This is a genomic window from Streptomyces katrae (genome assembly GCF_000717655.1).
In the GTDB taxonomy this organism is placed as follows: Bacteria; Actinomycetota; Actinomycetes; order Streptomycetales; family Streptomycetaceae; genus Streptomyces; species Streptomyces katrae_B.
The window spans coordinates 1-15,453 of sequence record NZ_JNZY01000002.1 but is presented as its reverse complement, the minus strand read 5'-3'; the positions used below and the strand labels follow the sequence as shown (position 1 = coordinate 15,453).

Below are 15,453 nucleotides of genomic sequence, written 5' to 3'. Positions count from 1 at the left end.
GGGACTTCGTGGTGGTCCCCGGGACTGGGCGATCGAGGAGCCGCGCACGGAGCAGATGCCGGCGGCCGTCGCGGAGGCGGCCGAGCGGGCCGCTTCCGCGCAGGGCGGGCTGGTGATCCCGGCCGGCGGGGCGGTCTCCGAGGGCATCTGGACGTAACCGCAGGACATGGGTCCTCTACGACGCGGTCCTGCTCGCCGAGCGCTGCACTCGCACCCGTACGAGCTGATCCACACGGTTCCGGGAGTCGGGCGAGCACTTCCCGCCGAAGGCACCCCGGGACACCGGACACCCCGCTGGCGCTGGAGGCCTTCTCCGAGGTCAAGTGGGCCGACCGGGGGCGTCTGCCGGGCGGACTGCCAGGGGATCTCCGGCTCCGCCGCGTCCCGCGCGGAGCGGCTGCCGGCCGCGCTGGCGCCGACGTTCGACCGGCGGAGCCGGCCGACGGTCAGGCCGGCTCGACGCGGACCGCGCAGACCTTGAACTCCGGCATCCGGGACACCGGGTCAAGGGCCGGGTTGGTCAGGGAGTTGGCACGGCCCTCGCCCGGCCAGTGGAACGGCATGAAGACCGTGTCCGCGCGGATCGTGTCCGTGATGCGGGCCGGGGCCACCGCGCGGCCGCGGCGGGAGACGACCGCGAGCGGGGCGCCCTCGACCGCGCCGATACGGGACGCGAGGCGCGGGTGGAGTTCCACGAAGGCGCCGGGGGCGGCCGCGTTGAGCTCGTCCACGCGGCGGGTCTGGGCGCCCGACTGGTACTGGGCGACCACGCGGCCGGTGGTGAGCAGGACGGGGTACTCGGCATCGGGGATCTCGGCCGCGTCGCGGTGGGAGACGGGGACGAAGCGGGCCCGGCCGTCGTCGGTGGCGAAGCGGTCCAGGAAGAGCCGCGGCGTGCCGGCGTGGGCATCGTCCGGGCAGGGCCAGAAGACGCCCTGTTCGGCCTCGATACGGGCGTAGGAGATGCCCGAGTAGTCCGCCGGGCCGCCGGCCGAGGCGCGGCGGAGCTCCTCGAAGACCTCCTCGGGGACGGTGGGGAAACCCTTTTCGATGCCGAGGCGGGCGGCAAGCCCGTGCAGGACCTCCAGGTCGGTGCGCACCCCCGGCGGCGGGGTCAGGGCGCGGCGGCGCAGCAGGACGCGGCCCTCCAGGTTGGTGGTGGTGCCGGTCTCCTCCGCCCACTGGGTGACGGGGAGGACCACGTCGGCGAGGGCCGCCGTCTCGGAGAGGACCACGTCCGCCACCGCCAGGAAGTCCAGGGAGCGGATGCGGTCCTCGATGTGGGCGGCGCGGGGGGCCGAGACCACCGGGTTGGAGCCCATGAGGAGGAGGGCCTTCACGTCCGTGCCGAGGGCGTCGAGGAGTTCGTACGCACTGCGGCCCGGGGCGGGCAGGCTGTCGGGGTCGACGCCCCAGACCTCGGCGACGTGCGCCCGCGCCGCGGGGTCGGTGAGCTTGCGGTAGCCGGGGAGCTGGTCGGCCTTCTGGCCGTGCTCGCGGCCGCCTTGGCCGTTGCCCTGGCCGGTGAGGCAGCCGTACCCGGAGAGCGGGCGGCCGGCACGGCCGGTGGCCAGGCACAGGTTGATCCACGCGCCGACGGTGTCGGTGCCCTTGGACTGCTGCTCGGGCCCGCGGGCGGTCAGGACCATCGCGGAGGACGGCGCGCAGAACAGGGAGACCGCCTCGCGGAGTTTCGGGACGGGCACGCCGGTGATCCGCTCCACCAGCTCAGGCCAGTGCGCCATCGCCGCGGCCCGGGCCTCCTCCCAGCCGGTGGTCCGCTCGGCGATGAACTCCTCGTCGGTGCGGCCTTCGGCGACGACCAGGTGCAGCAGGCCCAGCGCGAGGGCCAGGTCCGTACCGGGGCGGGGGGCGAGGTGCAGGTCGGCCTGCTCGGCGGTGCGGGTCCGGCGCGGGTCGATGACGATCAGCGTGCCGCCGTTCGCCTTGAGTTCGGTGAGGTACCGCAGGGCGGGCGGCATGGTCTCGGCCAGGTTCGAGCCGACGAGGATGACGCAGCCGGTCCGCGGGATGTCCTCCAGGGGGAAGGGGAGCCCGCGGTCCAGTCCGAAGGCCCGCTGGTGGGCGGCTGCGGCCGAGGACATGCAGAAGCGGCCGTTGTAGTCGATCTGCGAGGTCCGCAGGGCGACCCGGGCGAACTTGCCGAGCGCGTAGGCCTTCTCGTTGGTCAGCCCGCCGCCGCCGAACACCCCGACTGCGTCGCGCCCGTGCGTACGGCCCGTGCGGGCGAGGCCCTCGGCGACGGTGTCGAGGGCCTCCTCCCAGGTGGCCGGCTCCAGCCGCCCGGCGTGGGTGCGGACGAGTGGCCCGGTCAGGCGCACCCGGGAGGAGAGCACGGCGGGGGCGGTGCGCCCCTTGCCGCACAGCGCACCCCGGTTCACGGGGAAATCCGCCCGCTCCTCCACCACGACGCTCGCGCCGCCCGGCTCAGGGCGGAGGTTCATCCCGCACTGCAGCGCGCAGTACGGGCAGTGCGTGGCGGTGGCGGAGTCCGGGGTGTGCATACGGCCCAGCCTGCAGCGGCGGTGTTACGCGGGCCGCCGCCTCCGGTTACACCTCCCGTACGGGCACCTCAGCGCGGACCGGCCGGCCCGGTGAGGCCCGCCGGACGCGCCTGCAGGCCGCCGCCCGGCCGGGGCCCACCGACGCCCGGCGGAGCCGCCGACGCGCGGCCGGGGCCGGTGCTACCGGCCGGTGAGGTTCCGGACGGTCAGTCCGGCGGTCCAGCCGCCGTCCACCGCGAGTTCGGCGCCCGTCATGTACGCGGCGGCGTCGGAGAGGAGGAAGGCGACCGCGGCGGCTATCTCCTCCGGGGCGCCGACGCGGCCCATCGGGGCGCCGGGGAAGTTGCCCTCGCCGGGCCGGATGCCGACCGGGGCGGTCATCGGGGTCAGCGTCATGCCCGGGTGTACCGAGTTGACCCGGATCCTCGCCTCCGCGAGCTCGACCGCGCCGATCTTCGACAGGCCGCGCACGCCCCACTTGGAGGCCCCGTACCCCGCGGTGAGCGCCAGGCCGGCGAGCCCTGCCGCGGACGAGATGTTGACGACGGAACCGCCGCCGTTCGCCCGCAGCAGCGGTATCGCGGTCTTGATGCCGATGAAGGTGCCGACCAGGTTGATCTCGACGACCTGGCGGAAGTGTTCGACGCTCTCGTGCTTCAGGAGCTGCCCGGTGGGTACGCCGGCGTTGTTCACGAGCCCGTCCATCCGGCCGAACTCGGCCACGGCGTGGTCGAGGGCGGCCTGCCAGTCGGCCTCGCTCGTGACGTCGTGCCGCAGGAACCGCGCCGCGCCACCCAGCTTCTCGGCCGTCTCCGCGCCCTACGCCTCCAGCACGTCGGTGATCAGCACGCTGCCGCCGCCGTCCACGACGGCCTGCGCCGCCGCCGCGCCCAGGCCCCGGGCTCCCCCGGTGATGACGACGGCCTTGCCGCTCAGATCCACAACAGCCACGGTTCCACACCCCTGACGGCGAGACGGCCACCTCGTATATGACTATTCGGCATAGAAAGCCGACGGCGCGTCAGTTTGCCAGAGCACCCAGGGCCCGCGACACCCCCGGTTCCTTCGGCCCCATGAACCGCGGTTCCGGCTTCAACACCGCGTCGAGCGCCGCCTTGCCCGCCGCGAAGACCTCGCGCGTGCCGCCGTAGTACCAGGTCGAATCGTGCTCGTCGTCCACCCCGACCCCGTACGCCTCCACGCCCGCCGCATCGCACAGCGCGACGGCCCGGCGTATGTGGAAGCCCTGGCTGATCAGCACGGCCCGCTTCACCCCGAAGATCTCCTTCGCCCGGACACAGGAGTCCCAGGTGTCGAAGCCGGCGTAGTCGCTGACGATGCGCTCGCCCGGCACCCCGTGGGCGGTCAGGTACGTGCGCATCGCGTCGGGCTCGTCGTACTCGGTGCGGCTGTTGTCCCCGGTGACGAGCACGACCTTGGCCTTGCCGGTCCGGTACAGCTCGGCCGCCGCATCGAGCCGTCTGGCCAGATACGGTGTCGGCCGCCCGTTCCACAGCCCCGCCCCGAACACCACCGCCACCTCGGTGGCCGGCGCATCGGCCGTACTCCGCAGCCGGTCCGCGGCCGCCGCATGCGTCCATGCCGACGGCAGCAGGAGCAGCACACACCCGGCGACCACCGCCTGAACGGCCCGCCGTCGCCCCGCCACCGTCCTCGTCCAGCCCGGCACCAGTTTCAGCTTCATGGTCGATCCCCCCGTTGCACCACACGTCGTTCGCACACATTGACGATCTACGCCCGGCCCCCAGTTCCCCCTCCCCCGCCTTTCACTCGGACGAATGAGCGGGTGAGCACCCGGAAAACACCCGTCACCCCCGCGCAACGCCCCCGCAACCTCCGGCCCGCAGGATCGGTGCATGACGGAGCTGGTGCACCCTCCCGAGTCCCTGTCCCTCCCCTTTCCCCCCGCCACGGCCACTGACCTGCTGACCCGGATCACCACCCAACTCGGCATGCAGCTCAGCGGACTGCGCCCATGGCACACCGCGGGGGACCGGTCCGACGGAGTCCGCCCATGCAGCCCACCCTCGTCGCCGTCGCCCACGGCAGCCGCGACCCCCGCGCCCTCCCCACCGTCCTGGCCCTCCTCGACCGGATCCGCGAGCTCCGCCCCCGCCTCGACGTCCGGCTCGGACACGTCGAGCTGAACCGGCCGCTCCTCGGCGAGACCCTCGAGGAGACCACCGGCGCGGCCGTGCTCGTCCCGCTGCTCCTCGGCCGCGGCCACCACGTCAAGCGGGACCTCCCCGCAGCGGCCGCCCGCGCCGCCCACCTCGACACCTGCGTCGCCGCCCCGCTCGGCCCGCACCCGCTGCTGGTCGAGGCCCTGTACGAGCGCCTGGTCGAGGCCGGCTGGTCCCCCGGCGCGAGTACGGCCGTCGTCCTCGCCGCCGCCGGCTCCCGCGACCCCGACTCGGCGGCCGACACCCGCCGCACCGCCGCCCTGCTCTCCGAGCGCCTCGGCGGCGCGCCCGTCGTACCCGCCTACGCCTCCGCCGCGGCTCCCGCCGTCCCCGACGCCGTCCGCGCCCTCGCCGCCCGCGGCCACCACCGGATCGCGGTGGCCTCGTACTTCACGGCCCCCGGCCGCTTCGCCGCGCAGAGCGCCGCCGCCGCGCCCGGCCCGGCGGCCGCGCCGCTCGGCGACCACCCGGCCCTGGCCCGCCTCGTACTGCAGCGCTACGACGAGGCCCTGGCCCGGCAGCGGACCTCCCTGGCCGCCATGGGCTTCCCGGCCGCCCTGAAACTGGCCCCTGCATAAAGACCGCCTTGGCGCGGATTGCTCAGATTGGTCGCATTGTCGGTGCTTCCGGTTACCGTCTGAGCATGGAAGGCATGGAAGGCACCGCCAGCGCACCCGTCCGCCACCTCGACCCGAACGGCCCTTACGACGCGTCCGACACCGAGCGCTGGGCCGCCGAGCCCGACAAACGGCCCGGCCGCACCGCCTTCCAGCGCGACCGGGCCCGTGTCCTGCACTCCGGCGCGCTGCGCCGCCTCGCCGGGAAGACCCAGGTGGTCACCCCCGGCAGCCGCTCGTACGACTGGGACGCCAGCCCCCGCACCCGGCTGACGCACTCCCTGGAGTGCGCCCAGGTCGGCCGCGAGCTCGGCGCGGCCCTCGGCTGCGATCCCGACCTCGTCGAGGCCGCCTGCCTCTCGCACGACATGGGCCACCCGCCCTTCGGGCACAACGGCGAGGAGGCGCTGAACGAGTTCGCCAAGGACTGCGGCGGTTTCGAGGGCAACGCCCAGTCGCTGCGCCTGCTGACCCGCCTGGAGCCGAAGCGGTTCGTGCCCGGCCCGGCCGGCGGCGAGCCCGTCAGCGTCGGGCTCAACCTCACCCGGGCCTGCCTGGACGCAGCCACCAAGTACCCGTGGGCCCGCGGCGGCCACCCGACCGACCCCGACTCGGTCAAGTTCGGCGCGTACGAGGACGACCTGCCGGTCTTCGAGTGGCTGCGGCGCGGCGCGCCCGCGGACCGCAAGTGCTTCGAGGCCCAGGTGATGGACTGGTCGGACGACGTCGCGTACTCCGTCCACGACTTCGAGGACGGCCTGCACGCCGGACACCTCGACCCCAACCTCCTCTTCGCCGAACCCGAGCGCACGGCCATCTGGCGGGTGGCGATCGGCCGGTACGTGCCGGCCGACACCGAGCCGGAGGAGCTGCGCGAGGCCCTCGACCGGCTGATGGAGCAGGAGTGGTGGCCACACGGGTACGACGGATCGGCCGTCGCCCAGGCCCGCCTCAAGGACGCCACCAGCCAGCTGATCGGCCGGTTCTGCCTGGCCGCCGAGGGCGCCACCCGCGAGGCGTACGGCTCCGGCCGGCTGACCCGGTACGCGGCCGAGCTGGTCGTCCCGCGCGAGGCGCGCAACGAGTGCGCGGTCCTCAAGGCCGTCGCCGACCTGTACGTGATGCAGCGCGACGAGCAGGAGCGGCTGCGCGCCGACCAGCGCATCGTCCTGGCCGAACTTGCCGAGGCACTCAGCGCCCGCGCACCCGAGGGACTGGACCCGCAGTTCCGGGCGGCCTTCGACGCCGCGCCCGACGACAAGGCCCGCAAACGCGCGGTCGTCGACCAGATCGCGGCGCTCACGGACGCCTCTGCGCGCTCCCTGCACGCCCGGCTCACGCGGCGCACGCGCCGGTCCGAAGGGTGAGCCGATCGGGCCATTCCCCCTTCACGCGGCAGGCTCGGTGCGGGACGCTCGCATGTGGTCGCATGTGGCGGAGAGGTTATGAGGAGGCATCAGGTGGTCGACGCACACCGGACATTCGTCATCGTCGGCGCAGGGCTTGCCGGAGCTAAGGCGGCCGAGACGCTGAGGTCCGAGGGGTTCACGGGGCGGGTGATCCTGATCGGCGACGAGCGCGACCATCCCTACGAACGGCCCCCGCTGTCCAAGGGGTACCTCCAGGGCAAGGAGGAGCGCGACAGCGTCTTCGTCCACGAGCCGTCCTGGTACGCCCGGGCCGACGTCGAGCTGCACCTCGGCCAGCCCGCGGTCCACCTGGACCGGGAGGCCAGGAAGGTCGTCCTCGGCGACGGCACGGCGCTGCACTACGACAAGCTGCTGCTGGCCACCGGGGCCGAGCCGCGCCGCCTCGACATCCCGGGCACGGGCCTGGCCGGGGTGCACCACCTGCGCCGGCTCGCCCACGCCGAGCGGCTGAAGGGCGTACTGGCCACCCTCGGCCGGGACAACGGCCATCTGCTGATCGCGGGGGCCGGCTGGATCGGCCTGGAGGTCGCCGCCGCGGCCCGCGGGTACGGGGCCGAGGTCACCGTGATCGAGCCGCTGGCCACCCCGCTGCACGCGGTGCTCGGCCCGGAGATCGGCCGGCTGTTCGGCGACCTGCACGCGGAGCACGGGGTCCGCTTCCACTTCGGTTCGCGGCTCACCGAGATCGTCGGGCACGACGGCATGGTGCTCGCCGCCCGGACCGACGACGGGGAGGAGCACCCCGCCCACGCCGTGCTCGCGGCGATCGGGGCCGCTCCGCGGACCGCGCTCGCCGAGACCTCCGGGCTGGCCCTGGTCGACCGGCAGCACGGCGGCGGCATCGCCGTGGACGCCTCGCTGCGGACCAACGACCCGAACGTGTTCGCCGTCGGGGACGTGGCCGCCGCGCACCACCCCCTGCTCGGGACCCGGCTGCGGGTCGAGCACTGGGCGAACGCGCTCAACGGCGGCCCCGCCGCGGCGCGGGCGATGCTGGGGCAGGAGGTGTCGTACGACCGGGTGCCGTACTTCTTCTCCGACCAGTACGACGTGGGCCTGGAGTACTCGGGGTACGCCCCGGTGGGCGGCTACGACCAGGTGCTGATCCGCGGCGACGCGGCCAAGCGGGAGTTCATCGCGTTCTGGCTGTCGGAGGGGCGCGTGCTGGCCGGAATGAACGTGAATGTGTGGGATGTCACCGAGCACATCCAGGCCCTGATCCGGTCGAAGGCGCAGGTCAACCGCGAGGCACTGGCGGACCCGTCGATTCCGCTTGACTCCCTGCTGGAGGGCCAGGGGGCCTGACGGGTTTGTCGGCGTCCGGCCGTAGACTTCACGGGTGGCAGGACGGATCAACGACGACGACGTGAAGGCGGTACGGGACGCGGTCCCGATCGACGCCGTGGTCTCCGACTACCTCCAACTGCGCAACGCGGGCGGCGGCAACCTCAAGGGCCTCTGCCCCTTCCACGACGAGAAGTCCCCGTCCTTCCAGGTCAGCCCCAGCAAGGGTCTCTACCACTGCTTCGGCTGCCAGGCGGGCGGGGACACCCTCGACTTCATCATGAAGATCGACCACCTGTCGTTCTCCGAAGCGGTCGAGCGCCTCGCCGGACAGGCCGGCATCACGCTGCGGTACGAGGAGGGCGGCTATACCGCCGGCACCAGCGGCCGCGGCGAGCGCATCCGGCTCGTCGAGGCGCACAAGGCGGCCGCCCAGTTCTACGTCGAGCAGCTGGGCAGCGCCGAGGCGGAGATCGGCCGCAGGTTCCTGGCGGAGCGCGGCTTCGACCAGGCCGCCGCCGAGCACTTCAGCGTCGGGTACAGCCCGGCCGGCTGGGACCACCTGACGCGCTTCCTGCGCGGCAAGGGCTTCAGCGACAAGGAGCTGATCACCTCCGGCCTGGCCCAGGACAGCCGCAGCGGCAAGCCCATCGACCGCTTCCGCGGCCGGCTCATGTGGCCGATCCGCGACATCAGCGGCGAGGTGGTCGGCTTCGGCGCGCGCAAGCTGCGCGACGACGACAACGGGCCGAAGTACCTCAACACGCCCGAGACGGCGATCTACAAGAAGTCCCAGGTGCTGTACGGCATCGACCTGGCGAAGAAGGAGATCGCGAAGACCTCGCGGGCCGTGGTGGTCGAGGGCTACACGGACGTGATGGCCTGCCACATGGCCGGGGTCACGACCGCGATCGCGACCTGTGGCACCGCCTTCGGCGGCGACCACATCAAGATCCTGCGCCGCCTGCTGATGGACAACGCGACGGCCGAGGTGATCTTCACCTTCGACGGCGACGCGGCCGGCCAGAAGGCCGCGCTGCGCGCCTTCGAGGACGACCAGAAGTTCGCCGCCGAAACCTCCATCACCATCGCCCCCGGCGGCATGGACCCGTGCGACCTGCGCCTGGCGCAGGGGGACGCGGCCGTGGCCGGGCTGGTGGAGGCCCGGACGCCGCTGTTCGAGTTCGCCCTGCGGCACATCGTGGCCCGGCACAACCTGGAGAACCCGGCGGGCCGGGCGGCCGCGCTGGACGAGGCGGCGCCGGTCGTCGCCAACATCAAGAACATCGCGATCCAGCACGAGTCGGCGGTCCAGCTGGCGGGGATGCTGGGCATCCGGGACGAGCAGTTCGTGGTCAAGCGGGTCGCACAGCTGGCGCGCTGGGCGCGGGAGCGGGGCAACCAGCCCGGCGGCCAGCAGCAGGGCCGCGGCCGGTCCTCGCACGCGTCGTACGAGGCGCCGCCGGCGCCTTCCGCCCCGGCGGCGGGCGGACCGGCGCTGAACCTGCGCAGCCCGGCGCACCGCACCGAGCGCGAGCTGCTCAAGCTGGCGCTGCAGCGGCCGGCCCTGGTCTCCCCGGCCTTCGACGCGTACGGGGTGGACGAGTTCACCGCCCCGCCGTACGCGGCGGTCCGCGAGGCCATCCAGGCGGCGGGCGGCGCCTCCCTGGGCACCGACGACTACCTGGCCCGGGTCCGCGACGCCGCGCCGAACGACACGGTCCGCGCGCTCGTCACCGAGCTGGCGGTCGAGGCCATCCACGCCAAGACGGTGGACGAGGTGTACGCGGGGGTCCAGCTGGTCCAGGTCCGGCTGCGCGCGGTCGACCGCCGGGTCCACGAGATCCAGGGCGCGATGTCGCGCCTGGGCCCGCAGGCCCCGCCGGAGCAACTGGCGGCGGTCCAGGAGGAGCTCTGGGTCCTCCAGCAGTACGGCCAGCGCCTGCGCAACCTCCTCCCCCTGCCTTCGGCGGGGGGACCCCCACCTCCGCCTTGCGATCACACGCACCAGACCTCGCCGGCCCCGCCCTCACGGGCGGACGACGCTACTTTGACGACACCCCCTGGGGGTGTGTCGTCCGAACCAGTCGCCGCCAGGTATCTCGGTGCCGGACTCGCGCAGCCGGCGGGCCAGCAGCGGGGCCGCCAGGTAGACCCAGGCGGAGGTCCGGGTGCCGTCCGGGCGGACCGCGTCCCGGCGGACCCGGTCGTAGACGTTCAGCGGCCGGTCGGGGCCGTGGTACTCCTCCAGCCGGTCCAGTTCGGCCAGGAGCCTCCCGTACGTGCCGGGCGCCGGGGTGACCAGCTCGCCGACGATCTCCGCTCCCGGGTGCTGGACGGCGTACGGGTAGCCGGGACCGTCGTAGAGGAGCGCGTCCGGGAGCCGCGCGGGCTCCTCGGCGGCCGTGCGGCCCCGCAGGAACAGGGCGTGGTTGACCTCCCCCGGGCGCAGGGTCCCGTACACGAAGAAGGGGAGCTCGGCGGTCATCCGGCCGTCACCTCGCTCGCGAGCCACGCCAGGTAGTCCGCGCCGCCCCGCACCACCGGGGTGGCGAGGATCTCCGGTGTGTCGTACGGGTGATCGGCGGTCAGCCGGGCCTCCAGGGCCGGGTACGCGGCCGTGGTGGTCTTGAACAGCACCTGCCACTCCTGGGAGGTCTCCAGCGCGTCCTTCCAGTGGTAGACCGAGGTCACCGGCCCGGAGATCTGCGCGCACGCGGCCAGCCGCGCCTCCACCGCGCCGCGGGCGAGCGCCGCGGCCGCCTCCGCCGAGTCGACCGTGGTCAGCACGGTGAGCACCCCGGGCACCGGATCCGGTGCCGGCTGGGGCGGCGATGGCCGATCGGCTGATGTCACGGGAGCCCTCCCTCGGTTACGGCGGACAGCGCGCGGTCCGGGACTTCGGTCCCGAGTCTGCCTGCGCGCTTCCACCGTACGCACCGCTGTGACACAACCTCCCGGTGGCCGTGACCGCGGCCGTCTACCGTCGGTCCGTCCTCTCCCAGACCTCTTTGGCCCCCGATGAAGCGCACCACCCGACAGCTCACCGCCGTCCTCGCTCGAGTCGCTCTGGCCGCTGTGGACCGACCACACCACCCCCGCGGCGCCGGGCAAGCCGGTCGGCACCCGCGAGCCCCCGTCGCAGCCGCTGGAGAACGCACCGGAGGTGGGGCCGGCGGGCTGCCCCGGTGGACGTGAAGGACGTCGTACAAGCCGACGGTGATCGGGGCGCGGGCGACGCTGTCCAACCCGGGCGCGGCGGCGACGGTGACGCTGCCCGGGGGCCGAGCCCCGCTCGGGCCCGCTCCGGGCCCGGCCTCACCCGGACGGGGTGGGTCGCCTGAACGGCCGTATTCAGGCGCCTTGACCTGCGGCAACGGCCGGCCGCCGAGCAGATCTGACGAGACATCAGCAGGCGGGCCGCGGCCCGGCCGGGTTTCCTCGGGAACACGACCCCGCGTCTCCAGGAGTCCCCATGCGCCGACGCACCGCCCATGTGCTCACCGCCGCCATGCTGACCGCCGCCGCGTTCACCGGCCCGGTCGCCGGCGTGGTGGCCGCCGCGGAGCTCGGCACGGCGGGCTTCGCGCCCGGCGACTTCGCGAAGCTGGAGGTGTGGCCGAAATCCGCAGCCCCCGGGGCCAGCGTCACCGTGAACACCACCGCGTGCGGCCCGGGGAGCCATGCCGACGGCGATGCCACCACGGTCGGCGGCGGCCGCTTCAAGCTGGTGCCCGGCACCCACAAAGAGGTGGTCATCGGGCAGTTCCAGATCGCCCGCGGCACACGTCCCGGCACCTACAACATCGGCGCGACCTGCGCCGACGGCAAGTTCGCCACCGGCGATCTGGTCGTCACCGAACGCGGCCCGCAGGGCCACGTCCGCACGGGGGTGGGTGGCGGGACGACCTCCACCGTCGACCCCACCAAGATCACGGCGGGAGCGGCCGTGCTGGCCGCGGCCGCCGTCGGCGGTACCTGGCTCCTGCGTCGCCGGGCGAGCGGCACGCGGAGCTGACGGGCGCCCACCGCGGCTGCGGCCGCGGTCCGACCGGTACCGTCCCCCGTCGCCCGCCCCGCGAGGTCCCCCCGTTCGCGGGGCCGGGCGACGGCCTGCCACACGGAACACGGACCCGGAACACAGCCAGGGGGCACCCATGGGCAGAGGCCAGGCCGGACGCGGCGGGCTCGTCGCGCTCACCGCCTGCGTCGGCATCTGGCTCGTCGGCAGCGGATCCGGCCAGTCCGTCGGGCCCCCGCTGCCCTCCCCCGCAGAGGCGCTGAGCAACCGGGTGGGCTACCCCGGCAGCATCGCCCCGCTCCCCGGATCGCCGCCGACCCGGATCCGGATCCCGTCCATCCGGGTCGACGCCCCCCTGACCGGACTCGGCCTGGGGCGGGACGGCAGCATCGAGGTGCCCCCGCCCGCCCGCCGCGACCTGGCGGGCTGGTACCGCGACGGCACCACGCCCGGCGCCGTCGGCACGGCCGTCGTCGTCGGGCACGTCGACCACGCCGCCGGCCCGGCGGTGTTCTACCACCTGGGCGCGCTGCACCGCGGGGCAGCCATCGAGGTGCCGCGCGCGGATGGACGTACGGCCGTGTTCACCGTCCACGCGGTCGAGGTCTACGAAGCCGAGCGCTTTCCGGACACCCGCGTGTACGGGCCCTCTCCGCGCGCCGAGCTCCGGGTGATCACCTGCGGCGGGGGCTTCTCGCCCCGTACCGGCTACCAGGGCAACGTGGTCGTCTTCGCCCACCTCACCGGCACGTACTAGCGGGGAGCGGGGAGCGGTCAGCCCCACTGCTCCAGACCGAGCTTGATCACCAGCGCGCCCACGACGGTCAGCAGTACGCCGCGGACGAACCCGCTCCCCTTCTTCAGTGCCATCCGGGCCCCGATCATGCCTCCGGCCAGGTTGAACACCGCCATCAGCGCGGCCAGCTGCCACAGCACCATGCCCTGGTACGCGAACATCGCGAGCGCCCCGGCGTTCGTGCAGCAGTTGACGATCTTGGCGGTGGCGGATGCGGTGACCAGGTCGAGGTGGAGCAGCGCCGTGAGGGCGAGCACCAGGAAGGTGCCGGTGCCGGGCCCGATGAGCCCGTCGTAGAAGCCGATGCCGAGGCCGGCGAGTCCGATGGCGAGCAGCACCCGCTGCCGGCTGACGGGCGCGGTCGAGGGGGCGGTACCGAAGCCCGGCTTGAAGATCACGACGCCCGCGACGACCACGAGCACCCCCATGATCAGCGGGCGGAGGGCGTCCTTGCTGATCCCGCCGGCCAGCGCGGCACCGCCCATGGAGCCGGCGAGCGCGGCCAGGCCGATCCGGACGGCGAGCTTCACGTCCACCGGGGCCTTGCGCACGTACGTCACCGCCGCGCCCGTGGTGCCGACGATGGCCACGGCCTTGTTGGTGCCGAGCACGGCGGCGGGGTGGGCGTTCGGCAGGCCGAGGAGCAGGGCGGGCAGGAGCAGCAGCCCGCCGCCGCCCACCACCGCGTCGATCCAGCCGGCCGCGGCGGCGGCCACGCACAGCACGATGATCATGGTCGTTGATATGTCAGGCACGCCCACGACCCTATGAAGCCGGTCGGTGCAGGGCCCATCAATCCCCGGAAACTTGCGCAAAGGTTGAGCTTTCCCGGCCCGGCACCCGGTCCGGAGCCGCCGGAGCGGCCGGGTCCACCGTCGCCGTCAGCACGGTCGCGGCCAGCACGCTGACCAGCCCCAGCCCGGCCGCGAGCCGTCGAGCGGGCGGTACGGAGGCCAGCGCGGCCGCGCCCGCCCGCAGCGCGGAGGGCCGGCGGGGCCCCCGGTGCCGGGCCGTGGGCGCGGGGGCGGCGGCCCCGACCGGTACGGACAGGGGGACGTGCAGCGGATGGCGCATGGCGCGGCGGCCTCTCGGAAGCAGGTCGGATCAGAAGCTGAAGCACTCGGAATGGATGCGTCCGGCCGGCACCCCGGCGCGCAGCAGCGCGCGCTGCGTCGCCCCGGCCATCCCCGGCGGCCCGCAGGGGTACACGTCGTGCTCGGTCAGGTCCGGCACCAGCGCGAGCAGCGCCTGCGGGGCCAGCGGATCGTATGCGGCATCCGAGGAACCGAGCAGGTAGTGCAGCCCGGCCTGCCGCTCGGCGGCGATGGCCTCCAGCTCGGACCGCAGGACCAGGTGCTCCTCGGCCCCGGCCCGGTAGAGCAGGGTGATCTCCCCCGGCCCGCCGGGCAGCGTCTCGAACAGCGCCCGCATCGGCGTGATGCCGACCCCGCCCGCGATCAGCAGCACCTTGGGCCGCGTCCGCCGGGCGGCGGTGAGCGCCCCGAACGGCCCGGTGGCGATGACCCTGGTCCCGGGGCGCAGCCGGCGGATCCGGCGGGAGTGCCCGCCGAGCGCCTTCACGGTGATCCGCAGGGCGTGGCCGCGGACCGGCGCGGACAGCGAGAAGGGCAGGGCGGTGTGCCACAGCCGGCGCTGCTGGGGGCACCTCCCAGCGGTAGCCGGGGGAGAACCGCCAGCGCAGGAACTGGCCCGGTTTCGCGCGCAGTTCCCCACGTGCTCCCCGTACACGACGAGGGAGACCACCCCGGGCCCCTCGATCCGTACCTCGGCCACCCGCAGCGCGTGCCGCAGGGCCTGCCGTACGGGGACCACGGCCCGGTACCAGACCAGCAGGACGGCGACGGTGGCGTGGGCGAGGGCCCAGAACCAGCCGGCCACGGCCAGATCGGGCCCCGCGAGCTGGTGGCCGAAGGCCAGGGAGGCGGCGAGGTAGACGAGAAGGTGCACCCCGCGCCAGGTTTCGTGGCTGACCCGGCGGCGTACGGCCCGGGCCGAGGTCACCCCGACGGCGGCCAGCAGGGCCGTCCCGGCGAAGGCGGCGGCCACCGCGGGGTAGCGGAACAGCTCCCGGACGGCGCAGACCACGTCGACGCCCTGGTGGGCGGCGTATCCGCACAGCGCGAAGAGCGCGTGCCCTAAGCAGAGCAGCAGCACGTGCCGGCCGCCCAGCGCATGCCAGCGGGCGAGCCGGTCGGCGCCGACCCCGTGCTCGACGGCGGGCACCCGGGCCATCAGGTAGAGCAGCACCAGCACGCCGTACCCGGCGAGCAGCCCGGTCAGGTGGGCGGCGGTCGCGAACAGCGCGTCGAGCCGGGCGGAGGGACGCACCTGGGCCGCCCACAGCAGCGCCACCAACCCCGCCCCGCCGAGCATCCCGCCCCTGACCCGCACCGCCGCATCTCGCATGCGGATCACGCCAAAGGCGCCCCGAACGCCGCTGAGCTGCTCGAACCGATCCTTAAGCGGACCCTAACGTGCACGCGACCTCGATTCGGATGTTCTGGCAGGTCAACGATGTGAGGAATGCTCCCCCTTTGACTCCTGGGAGCCAAAGG

At 74.1% G+C, this 15,453-nt stretch carries 12 protein-coding genes and 2 pseudogenes; 6 read left to right on the top strand and 8 right to left on the bottom strand.

The features are described from left to right. Positions 1-446: 446 nt before the first annotated feature. From IF09_RS0102230 to IF09_RS0102220, 3 genes and pseudogenes are all read right to left on the bottom strand, one after another. Positions 447-2,525 carry a molybdopterin oxidoreductase family protein gene (locus IF09_RS0102230; RefSeq protein WP_030291375.1) on the bottom strand — a complete coding sequence of 693 codons (2,079 nt, stop codon included), beginning with the start codon at positions 2,523-2,525 and terminating at the stop codon, positions 447-449. Positions 2,526-2,705: 180 nt separating this feature from the next. Then, positions 2,706-3,476, bottom strand: a pseudogene (locus IF09_RS39835) (SDR family oxidoreductase). A gap of 70 nt (positions 3,477-3,546) precedes the next feature. Beyond that, positions 3,547-4,230, bottom strand: coding sequence for a SanA/YdcF family protein (locus IF09_RS0102220; protein ID WP_030291373.1), 684 nt, complete (start codon positions 4,228-4,230; stop codon positions 3,547-3,549). Between the two features lie 330 nt (positions 4,231-4,560). Between IF09_RS0102220 and IF09_RS39830 the strand changes: the two genes are divergently transcribed. From IF09_RS39830 to dnaG, 4 genes and pseudogenes are all read left to right on the top strand, one after another. After that, positions 4,561-5,307: a sirohydrochlorin chelatase gene (locus IF09_RS39830; protein WP_234320868.1), complete on the top strand. Its 747-nt coding sequence runs from the start codon at positions 4,561-4,563 to the stop codon at positions 5,305-5,307. A 65-nt stretch (positions 5,308-5,372) separates the two neighbouring features. Continuing rightward, entirely contained in the window at positions 5,373-6,713 is a 1,341-nt protein-coding gene (locus IF09_RS0102210) for a deoxyguanosinetriphosphate triphosphohydrolase (protein WP_030291371.1), read from the top strand. Positions 6,714-6,806: 93 nt separating this feature from the next. Further along, complete coding sequence (locus IF09_RS0102205; RefSeq protein ID WP_030291370.1) at positions 6,807-8,081, top strand: NAD(P)/FAD-dependent oxidoreductase; 1,275 nt, start codon at positions 6,807-6,809, stop codon at positions 8,079-8,081. A 34-nt stretch (positions 8,082-8,115) separates the two neighbouring features. Further along, positions 8,116-10,011, top strand: a pseudogene (dnaG, locus tag IF09_RS0102200) (DNA primase); the annotation flags it as partial. 78 nt (positions 10,012-10,089) lie between these two features. On the opposite strand, the gene IF09_RS42520 reads toward dnaG, so the two are convergent. Beyond that, positions 10,090-10,548 (bottom strand): gamma-glutamylcyclotransferase family protein, encoded by a 459-nt coding sequence (locus tag IF09_RS42520; RefSeq protein WP_078613046.1) that lies wholly within the window; start codon positions 10,546-10,548, stop codon positions 10,090-10,092. Beyond that, the gene (cutA, locus tag IF09_RS0102195; RefSeq protein WP_234320867.1) at positions 10,545-10,916 is read right to left on the bottom strand and encodes a divalent-cation tolerance protein CutA; all 372 of its coding nucleotides are present in this window, start codon (positions 10,914-10,916) and stop codon (positions 10,545-10,547) included. Before cutA ends, IF09_RS42520 begins: the two co-directional genes overlap by 4 nt. Before the next feature lie 619 nt (positions 10,917-11,535). On the opposite strand from cutA, the gene IF09_RS0102190 reads away from it, so the two are divergent. Both IF09_RS0102190 and IF09_RS0102185 read left to right on the top strand, forming a co-directional pair. After that, on the top strand, positions 11,536-12,078 hold the full coding sequence (locus IF09_RS0102190) for a hypothetical protein (RefSeq protein ID WP_234320866.1): 543 nt from the start codon (positions 11,536-11,538) through the stop codon (positions 12,076-12,078). 139 nt (positions 12,079-12,217) lie between these two features. Beyond that, positions 12,218-12,838, top strand: a complete 621-nt coding sequence (locus IF09_RS0102185; protein ID WP_030291365.1) for a class F sortase — start codon at positions 12,218-12,220, stop codon at positions 12,836-12,838. Between the two features lie 17 nt (positions 12,839-12,855). Here the strand turns inward: IF09_RS0102185 and IF09_RS0102180 are convergent, their stop codons facing one another. Genes IF09_RS0102180 through IF09_RS39825 form a run of 3 tightly spaced genes read right to left on the bottom strand, consistent with a single transcriptional unit; the run spans position 12,856 to position 15,304 of the window. Next, complete coding sequence (locus IF09_RS0102180; protein ID WP_030291363.1) at positions 12,856-13,632, bottom strand: sulfite exporter TauE/SafE family protein; 777 nt, start codon at positions 13,630-13,632, stop codon at positions 12,856-12,858. A gap of 37 nt (positions 13,633-13,669) precedes the next feature. Continuing rightward, on the bottom strand, positions 13,670-13,951 hold the full coding sequence (locus IF09_RS45430; protein WP_158709895.1) for a hypothetical protein: 282 nt from the start codon (positions 13,949-13,951) through the stop codon (positions 13,670-13,672). Between the two features lie 30 nt (positions 13,952-13,981). Next, positions 13,982-15,304 (bottom strand): ferric reductase-like transmembrane domain-containing protein, encoded by a 1,323-nt coding sequence (locus IF09_RS39825; protein ID WP_234320882.1) that lies wholly within the window; start codon positions 15,302-15,304, stop codon positions 13,982-13,984. Between the last annotated feature and the right edge of the window lie 149 nt (positions 15,305-15,453).